A 7,244-nucleotide genomic window follows, 5' to 3' on the forward strand; every position below is an offset into this window, starting at 1 on the left:
GCGCGGCCGGCTCTGTAGACGAGCACTCGACCGTGGCGCGACGCCCGGCTGCGGACGGCCGGCGTCTCTCCTGCGGCCTCTACCCCGCTCGTGCTCGTACACCACGGCGGGCCACGTGCGGATCGAGAAACCATCGAGGAACCTCACGTACTGGCGACGCTTGGCAGGCCCGGCCGGAGGTCGGTCAGGAGGCGGCCGGCATCCGTGAGGAGCGTGCCCTGTAAGGCGTGTGCGGTCGGGGAGGGCTTTGGGGTGGCCCGTTCCTGCTGTTGCGCACGGTCGAGTTCAGTGGCCGCTTGGTCGATCCGCGCGTCGAGAAGATCCGGATCGGTCGGGGACGCCTGGCCGATCATTTCCATCGCGGTGGCAGCGGCGCGCAGGACAGCACTGAAACGGGTCCGGAAAGCGGCCGGTAGATCCCCGAGCTCCCCGGTGTCGAGAGCGTAGTCCAGGGTTCGGGTCATGGAGCGCAGGTGGTCCATGCCGCGTTCGGCGACAGTGAGCGCCTCCCGGGCGCGGGGGAGGGCCTCGCGGGCACCACCGCCGACGGTCCGGCGGGGGTTCATGCGGCCGTTTTCGATCTCGGTGTCGATGGCGTGGCGGATGTGATCACATTGGGCGGACAGTCCGTGCCAGTCGCGTCGCCATGGGCGCAGGCGGTCCGGGGCGGGGTCGCTTGCTTCGAGGGTGTCGGCGAGGTCGTTCAGGCGCTGGGCCAAGGTGGTGTAGAGGTCGGTGACGGCTTGCTGCCGATGGCGGGTGTGGCGGGCGGGAGCGAGAACGAGATGGGCCGCGAGTCCGCAGAAGGCGCCGATACCCACGGCCGCGACCAGGTGGCCGATGTAGGCGATCTGGCCCTGTCCGGAGGAGAACGCGAAGAAGCCGACGATGGCGACCTGAGTGCCCTGCTGCCCCAGACGCCGGACCTTGCCGACGCAGAGGGCGACCAGCGTGAGGATGCCGAACGTCCACCCGTGGACGCCGGCCGACGCCGCCAGGGCTGCGGCGAGAGTGGCTCCCGCCGTCATGGCCAGGACGTATTGGAGGCAGTCGCGCACCGAGCGGTACACGGTGGCCTGTAGCGCCACCAGTGCGGTGAACGGCGCGAACGTCGAAACCGACGGCGGCAGCAGGTGACGCGCCAGGACCCACGCCGCCATCGCCGCGGTCACGGTCTTGGCGCCGAGCAGGACCTCGTCCCGCTCGGCCCCGGCTCCCTGCGCCGCGCGACGCAGGTAGTCGGCCTGCCGCGTGACCGCCAACCAGGTCCTTCGCGCCGCATCCACCGCTCCGGGCACTATGACCACCTCCGATGCACGCCTGCCCCGCCGACTGCGCTCGACGCTCGGATCCCGGGACGACGCGCCTTCAAGGGAGCCGCAAAGCGAGGCTCGGTCTCCTTGCCCCGAACTTTCTGGCGCTGAGGGCCTTCCCACGGAGCCGTCGCGCAGGGCTGCGGCATGGTGGGGCGGAAGCCAGGGCAGGTGCGGGGCAACTGACGGTGCGATCCACAGGCGGCGACATGCGAAGCGTAGGCGTGGAAGAGGAGCTGCTCCTCGTGGACGCGCACAGCGGCGCACCGCTCGCCGTCTCGGGGGCGGTGCTGGCGGCCGCTGAGCGTTCGGCCTGGCAGCAGCTGGGTACGAGCGGTCGGCGGGAGCACGAGTTCGAGAAGGAACTGCAGAAGGAGCAACTGGAGTCGCCACGAAACCGGTCACCGAGATGGGGGAGCTCCAGGCGGAGATCGTCCGCATCCGCCGCGAGGCATCCCGCCACGCGGCGAGTGCCGGCGCCGTGGTGGCGGCGGTCGCCACATCCCCGCTGCCCGTCCAGCCGTCGCTGAACGCCGGACGACGCTACCGGTGGATGGAGCAGTTCGGACTGACCGCGCAGGAACAGCTGACATGCGGCTGCCACGTCCACGTGTCGGTTGCATCGGACGAAGAGGGCGTCGCCGTCCTGGACCGCATCAGGCCCTGGCTGGCCGTCCTGACCGCGATGAGCGCGAACTCGCCCTTCTGGCAGGGCGAGGACAGCGGATACGGAAGCTACCGCAGCCGCGTGTGGAACCGGTGGCCCTCCGCCGGACCGGTGGACATCTTCGGCTCCGCCGACCGCTACCACGAGCAGGTCCGCGCGATGGTCGACACCGGAGCGCTGCGCGACGAAGACATGATCTACTTCGACGCCCGCCTCTCAGCCACTTACCCCACCGTAGAGGTCCGCGTCGCCGACGTATGCCTGGACGCCTCCACACCGGTCCTGCTCGCCGCCCTCATCCGCGGCCTGGTCGAGACGGCTGCCCGCGCCTGGCAGGACGGACGGCCTCCGGCCAGGATCGGTACGAGTCTGCTGCGCCTGGCCTCCTGGCGGGCCGGACGCTCCGGCCTGGACAGACCCCTGCTGCACCCCGAAACCATGCGGGAGACGTCTGCAGAGGACGCCGTCGAGGCTCTGTACCAGCACGTGCGCGAGGCACTGAAAGACCATGGCGACGACGACCGGGTCCGGGAAGGCATCGCGCACTTGCACGAACGGGGGAACGGCGCTCGCATCCAGCGCGGGCTGCGCGCCGACGGGCCGGAACTCGCGTCCGTCGTCACCCCGTGTGCGGAACTGACCCTCCGGTCGTGAAGCGCTGCGGCGGCTCGGTGGGGCTTTCGGACTTGGTCCCGGCCGATGTGAGAGGGGGCTCCCGGAGAGGGTAGACGGGGGCGTACCGAGGTGAATGTGAAGAGCGAGGAACGGAGTGCGCGATGAGCAAGGCCAGGAAGAACGACCCGGCGCCCACCTCTCCGTCGCAGGCTCCCGGCGAGAGCGGCGACCCGGAGGCCCGCGAGGAAGCGGAGGAAGCGGTGCTCCCGACACGCACGAAGGTGAGGCCGGCGACGCCTTGACGCCGAGGAGCGACGCGCAGCGTCGGGCCGGCAAGAAGGCGAAGACCGGCGGTCGCAACAGCTGACCGACGTCCGTACGACCACCCGTGCAGGTTGCCCCCGCCGTCGCGCGGGGGCAACCTGCACCAGTTCGGCCGATCACCTCAGGCGGAGTCGGAAGCCGCTTCGGGGGAGCGTGGGCATGCGGGACAGAGGAATCCCCAGATCCTGGTCGGGGACCTCGTAGTCGAGCCGCGCCAGTTCCGTCGCGATGGCCGCGAGCGCGGTGACGGTGATGTCCTCTCCGGGGCAGCGGTGGCCGCGCGCCGGGTTCCCGCCGCCTTGGGGGACGAGGTTGTCCAGCGGGTCCTGCGGCCCCTGGGGGCTCGAGAACCGGCGCGGGTCGAACCGGTACGGATCCTCCCACAGGGCCGGATCGTGGTTCTGGCCGTACAGGTCGAGCAAGACCAAGGCGTCCTTGGGAACGTGTTCCCCGCGCCAGGTCAGGTCCTGCGCGGCGAGGCCCGCCACGAAGGGGGCGAACGGGTAGAAGCGCCGTACCTCGTGGGCGAACGCCTCGGCGTACAAGCCCGCGGTGTCGGTGCGCAAGAGGTCGCGATGTTCGGGCCATCGGTGCAGCGCGTGGGCGGCGAAGGTGGCGAACCAGGCGATGGCGACCGTGGGGCGGATGATGTTCAGCAGCTCGACCGCGGCGGTACGGGGGTCCAAGAGGGCTCCGTTCAGGTCGCGGTGCCAGGCCACCGCCTCCAGTGCCGAACCCGGTGAGTCCGCCTCCGGGGCGGTGCGCACATCGGTGATCAGGCCGGCGAGGGCGTCCTCCTGGCGCCGCCGTGCCCGGCGGGCGCGCAGGTGGCGGGGGCCGGGGGTGGCGAAGCCGTCGACCATGGACGTGCAGTCGCGAGCCAGGTCGGCGGCCGCCGCATCGGACAGGGGGACGTCCGCCCAGTCGCGGACGGCGAGTGCGAGGACCTTGGCGGCCTCGTCGAAGAGCACCATGCGGTCTGACTGCCGATCGGCCATTGCTTCGCGCCACCGCCGGGTGACGCACTCGCCCAGCGCGGCGACTCCGGCGCCGTCTTTGAGGAGGGCGAGGAACATCGCCTTGCGCACCCGGTGCGCGTCGCCGTCGAGGGTATGGACGGCGCCCTGACCGAAGAGGGTGTCCAGGACCGGATCCGGCAGGGCCGCGGTGCGTACGACGTGCTTCTCGTCGTAGAAGAAGGCGACCGCGTCCGGGCCACGCAGGGCGACTGCGGGCCGACCCATCAGACGGGTCCGGACCGTGCCGTCAAGACTGCGGCGCATCCGGTTGGGCAGCCACGCGTAACCGTGCACCAGGAGCGCGAGCGCGCTGTCGTTCCAAGGGGCGGCGTCGGCTTTCTCGGAGGTAGACATGGAAGGCGCGTACCCGGCACCGCCCCAGGCACGCGCGCCACAGCCCGGTGTCACTCCTGCGTGGCCGTAGGTGGGCGTACGCGTTACACGCGCTGGGCGCGGTGGAGGTAGGCGTGGAGACCGTGGGCGCGCAGGGCGGCCCGTGCGGCGTTCGCACCGGGGGCGCCGTGGACGCCGCCGCCGGGGTGGGCGGCCGCGGAGGCGAGGTAGAGACCCTTGACGGGGGTTTCGGGGCGGCCGGTGCCGGGGGTGGGACGGAAGACCGCCTGTTGGTGGAGGGCGGTGGTGCCGTTGTTGATGGCGCCGTTGCGGAGGTTTTCGTCCATGGCCTGCAGTGTGGTGGGGGACAGGATGCGGCGGGCGCCGACGAGCCCGCGGAAGCCGGGCGCGAAGCGTTCTACCTGGGCCTCGATGCGGTCGGCCATGGCCTCCTGCTCGCGGGTGTCCCAGCGGCCGGTGATGCGGTCGGGGCCCGCGTCGGAGGTGATGCGCTGTGGAAGATGGGTGTAGGCCCAGGCCGATTCCGTGCCGGCCGGCGAACGGGTGGGGTCCGCGGTGGTCATCTGGCCGAAGAGCGCGAACGGTTCGTCGGGGACCCGCCCCATGGCGATCTGGGCGGCGAACCGGGTCAGGCCGTCGACACCGTCGGCCACGTGGACGGTACCCGCCCCGGTGGCCTGCGGCGCCGTCCACGGCACCGGGCCGGTCAGTGCCCAGTCCACCTTGAACGTCGCGAAGTCCCAGTGGAAGCGTTCCAGGTCCCGCAGGAGGCGGGACGGGAGGTGTTCTTCACCCACGAGGTCCCTGTACAGGGTCGGCGCCGATGTATCGGCGAGCACGGCCCGCCGCGCGCCCACGGTCTCCCCGGACGCGGTCCGAACCCCGGCCGCCCTGCCCCCGCGCACGATGACGGACACGACACGCTCCCCGCAGCGCAGGACACCGCCGGGGCGCCGCAGGCGACTCACGAGCGCCGCGGTCAGGGCACCTGAACCCCCGACGGGGACCGGGAAGCCATGGCTCTGCCCGAGCATCGACATCAGCCAGCCGAAACCACCGCTGCCCGCCGCCTCCGGGGCCAGATCGGCGTGCAGTGCGTTACCGGCCAGGAGGAGTCGGCCCCCCTCCCCGGCGAACTCCTCCTCGCCCAGACGGCGCACCGGCAGGGCCAGCTTTCGGGCCAGCCGCAGCCCCCCGGCGGTGCGGAGTTTCGCGGCCAGCCGGAGCCCGGAGCGGATCGGGGGGAAGGGCGTGAACAGGGCTTGCACGAGATCCGGCCCCACCCGGCTCCACGTCCTGTACAAGTTCTCCCAGGCCTCGGCGTCGGCAGCCGCGAAGCCGGCCAGGCCTGCGCACGTGTCCTGAACCCGGCGCTCCAGCACCGCGCACCGCCCATCGAGGAGCGGGTGCGCCAGTACGGACGGGGCGTGGCTCCATCGCAGCCCCTCGGCGGCGAGGTCGAGCCGGGCGAGGACCGGGGAGGCGGCGGCCAGCGGATAGAAGGCGCTGAAGACATCCGAGACGTAGTCCGGGTGCACCCCGCGGTCACTGCGTACGGCTCCTCCGGGCTCCGGCTGTGCCTCCAGGACCTCCACGCTCCACCCGGCGTCGAGCAGCAGGTTCGCGGCCACCAATCCGTTGGGGCCGGCGCCGATCACCACCGCGTCAGGCACGGAGCACCTCGCCGGGCTGCTGTTCCACGACTCTGGCCAGGCGGGCCAGCATGCCCCGGTGCCGGAGCTGGAGGGCCGTTTCGCTTACGGAGTTGTGCAGGGACCCGCCGAGGCCGCGCAGGGGATGCTCGTCGCAGACCACGAGAGTCTCCTCGCCCCACGGCCTGAGCTGGAGGAAGATCCTCGCGGTGCCCAGGGACTTGAACGACGCCTCCAGTTCCAGCTCCCGGCCGGGCTCCCGGTGTCGGACCGTGGTGACTCCTTCGGGTGACCAAGGGCCCAGCCGCACGGTGTACCGGAGCCGGGATCCGACCTCTGGCCAGAGCTGATCGAGCGGTGTGGACTCGGAGGGACCCACCACCCATTTCCCGTACAGGGTCGCGTCGGCGAGTACGGCCCACACATCGCGAGGGGGGCGCCGGATGAGCTGATGACGGACGGCCACGGGAGGTCCTCCTGCTACCGGAACGGCATGGACGGGGTGCATCGCGCGAGAAGTACTCGAGCCGGGCGTGGGCGGAGCGGCCCCGCCCCCGAGGGTGTGTTCCGCGGTTAGTGGCCGAGGGCGTTCTTGAGCTGCTGCTTGGTCATCGTGGAGCGGCCGTCGATGCCGCGCTTCTTCGCCTCCTGGTAGAGGTCGTCCTTGGTGCGTTCGGACGAGCCGCCGCCGCGGGACTTTTCGCCGCCGCGTTGTGAGGCGGACTTGCCCTGGGTGGAGCTGCGGCTCGCGGTCTTGCTCTCCCCCGAACGGGCGCGTTCCTTGTTCACCGTGCGGGAGGCCATCTCCTTCGCGCGGCCCTCCGACATGCCGCGCTTCTCGCCCGACTCCTTGATGTGTTCGTACTGACGCTCGCGCTTGGGGCTGGAACCTCGGGGCATGACGGAACCCTTCATCGACGGTGTGATGTCACGGTCATGGTGCGCGTACCCCGATCACGCCGCATCTCACGCAATTCGGACCAGCAGCTGTCGCGTTGTGTGGACGCTCCTTCCGTTTCCTTCGTTCGACGCCTCGGCGGCCGTGCTGGGGACGTACGAAAGCTCGGCAGGCAGCGGGTCGAGGCGGCGCAGGTGCTGCGTGGACTGGTCGTTCGGGGTTACGGATGGCCCAGGCACCCGGCGGTGCGGATGTGGGCGGGGTACGAGGAGGCACTAGGGCCTGTGTGATGTCGTGATCATTCGGCGGTCTTCAGGAGATCGTCGATCCAGATCATTGCGGCGCGGAGGTGGAGGCCGGCGAGGTAGCTGTCGGGCGACTTGTCGTAGCGTGTGGCGATGC

General features: G+C 71.2%; 6 protein-coding genes and 2 pseudogenes. 3 read left to right on the forward strand and 5 right to left on the reverse strand.

Annotated elements, in window-relative coordinates; genetic code table 11:
• Nucleotides 1–143: 143 nt before the first annotated feature.
• Nucleotides 144–1,298 (reverse strand): FUSC family protein, encoded by a 1,155-nt coding sequence (locus tag MRBLMG1_RS27255; RefSeq protein WP_367826773.1) that lies wholly within the window; start codon nt 1,296–1,298, stop codon nt 144–146.
• Nucleotides 1,299–1,522: 224 nt separating this feature from the next.
• Between MRBLMG1_RS27255 and MRBLMG1_RS27260 the strand changes: the two are divergent.
• Both MRBLMG1_RS27260 and MRBLMG1_RS27265 read left to right on the forward strand, forming a co-directional pair.
• Nucleotides 1,523–2,634 (forward strand): annotated as a pseudogene (locus tag MRBLMG1_RS27260) (glutamate--cysteine ligase).
• Between the two features lie 122 nt (nt 2,635–2,756).
• Nucleotides 2,757–2,897 carry a hypothetical protein gene (locus MRBLMG1_RS27265; protein ID WP_367826774.1) on the forward strand — a complete coding sequence of 47 codons (141 nt, stop codon included), beginning with the start codon at nt 2,757–2,759 and terminating at the stop codon, nt 2,895–2,897.
• Between the two features lie 138 nt (nt 2,898–3,035).
• On the opposite strand, the gene MRBLMG1_RS27270 is transcribed toward MRBLMG1_RS27265, so the two are convergent.
• The 4 genes from MRBLMG1_RS27270 to MRBLMG1_RS27285 all read right to left on the reverse strand — a co-directional run bounded on the left by MRBLMG1_RS27270 (nt 3,036) and on the right by MRBLMG1_RS27285 (nt 6,844).
• The gene (locus MRBLMG1_RS27270) at nt 3,036–4,292 is read right to left on the reverse strand and encodes a cytochrome P450 (RefSeq protein ID WP_367826775.1); all 1,257 of its coding nucleotides are present in this window, start codon (nt 4,290–4,292) and stop codon (nt 3,036–3,038) included.
• 83 nt (nt 4,293–4,375) lie between these two features.
• Nucleotides 4,376–5,965, reverse strand: coding sequence for a phytoene desaturase family protein (locus MRBLMG1_RS27275; RefSeq protein ID WP_367826776.1), 1,590 nt, complete (start codon nt 5,963–5,965; stop codon nt 4,376–4,378).
• Nucleotides 5,958–6,410, reverse strand: coding sequence for an SRPBCC family protein (locus MRBLMG1_RS27280; protein ID WP_367826777.1), 453 nt, complete (start codon nt 6,408–6,410; stop codon nt 5,958–5,960). Before MRBLMG1_RS27280 ends, MRBLMG1_RS27275 begins: the two co-directional genes overlap by 8 nt.
• Before the next feature lie 107 nt (nt 6,411–6,517).
• Nucleotides 6,518–6,844: a plasmid stabilization protein gene (locus tag MRBLMG1_RS27285; RefSeq protein ID WP_367826778.1), complete on the reverse strand. Its 327-nt coding sequence runs from the start codon at nt 6,842–6,844 to the stop codon at nt 6,518–6,520.
• A gap of 97 nt (nt 6,845–6,941) precedes the next feature.
• Here MRBLMG1_RS27285 and MRBLMG1_RS27290 point away from each other — a divergent pair.
• A pseudogene (locus MRBLMG1_RS27290) lies at nt 6,942–7,120 on the forward strand (pyrimidine dimer DNA glycosylase/endonuclease V); the annotation flags it as partial.
• Nucleotides 7,121–7,244 lie beyond the last annotated feature (124 nt).

The organism is Streptomyces sp. LMG1-1-1.1 (assembly GCF_040815545.1).
Taxonomy (GTDB): Bacteria; Actinomycetota; Actinomycetes; order Streptomycetales; family Streptomycetaceae; genus Streptomyces.

Bases quoted from the DNA above. Each gene is read 5' to 3' on its own strand.
- MRBLMG1_RS27265 (WP_367826774.1), top strand. From the start codon at position 2,757: ATGAGCAAGGCCAGGAAGAACGACCCGGCGCCCACCTCTCCGTCGCAG.
- MRBLMG1_RS27270 (WP_367826775.1), bottom strand. From the start codon at position 4,292: ATGTCTACCTCCGAGAAAGCCGACGCCGCCCCTTGGAACGACAGCGCG.
- MRBLMG1_RS27285 (WP_367826778.1), bottom strand. From the start codon at position 6,844: ATGCCCCGAGGTTCCAGCCCCAAGCGCGAGCGTCAGTACGAACACATC.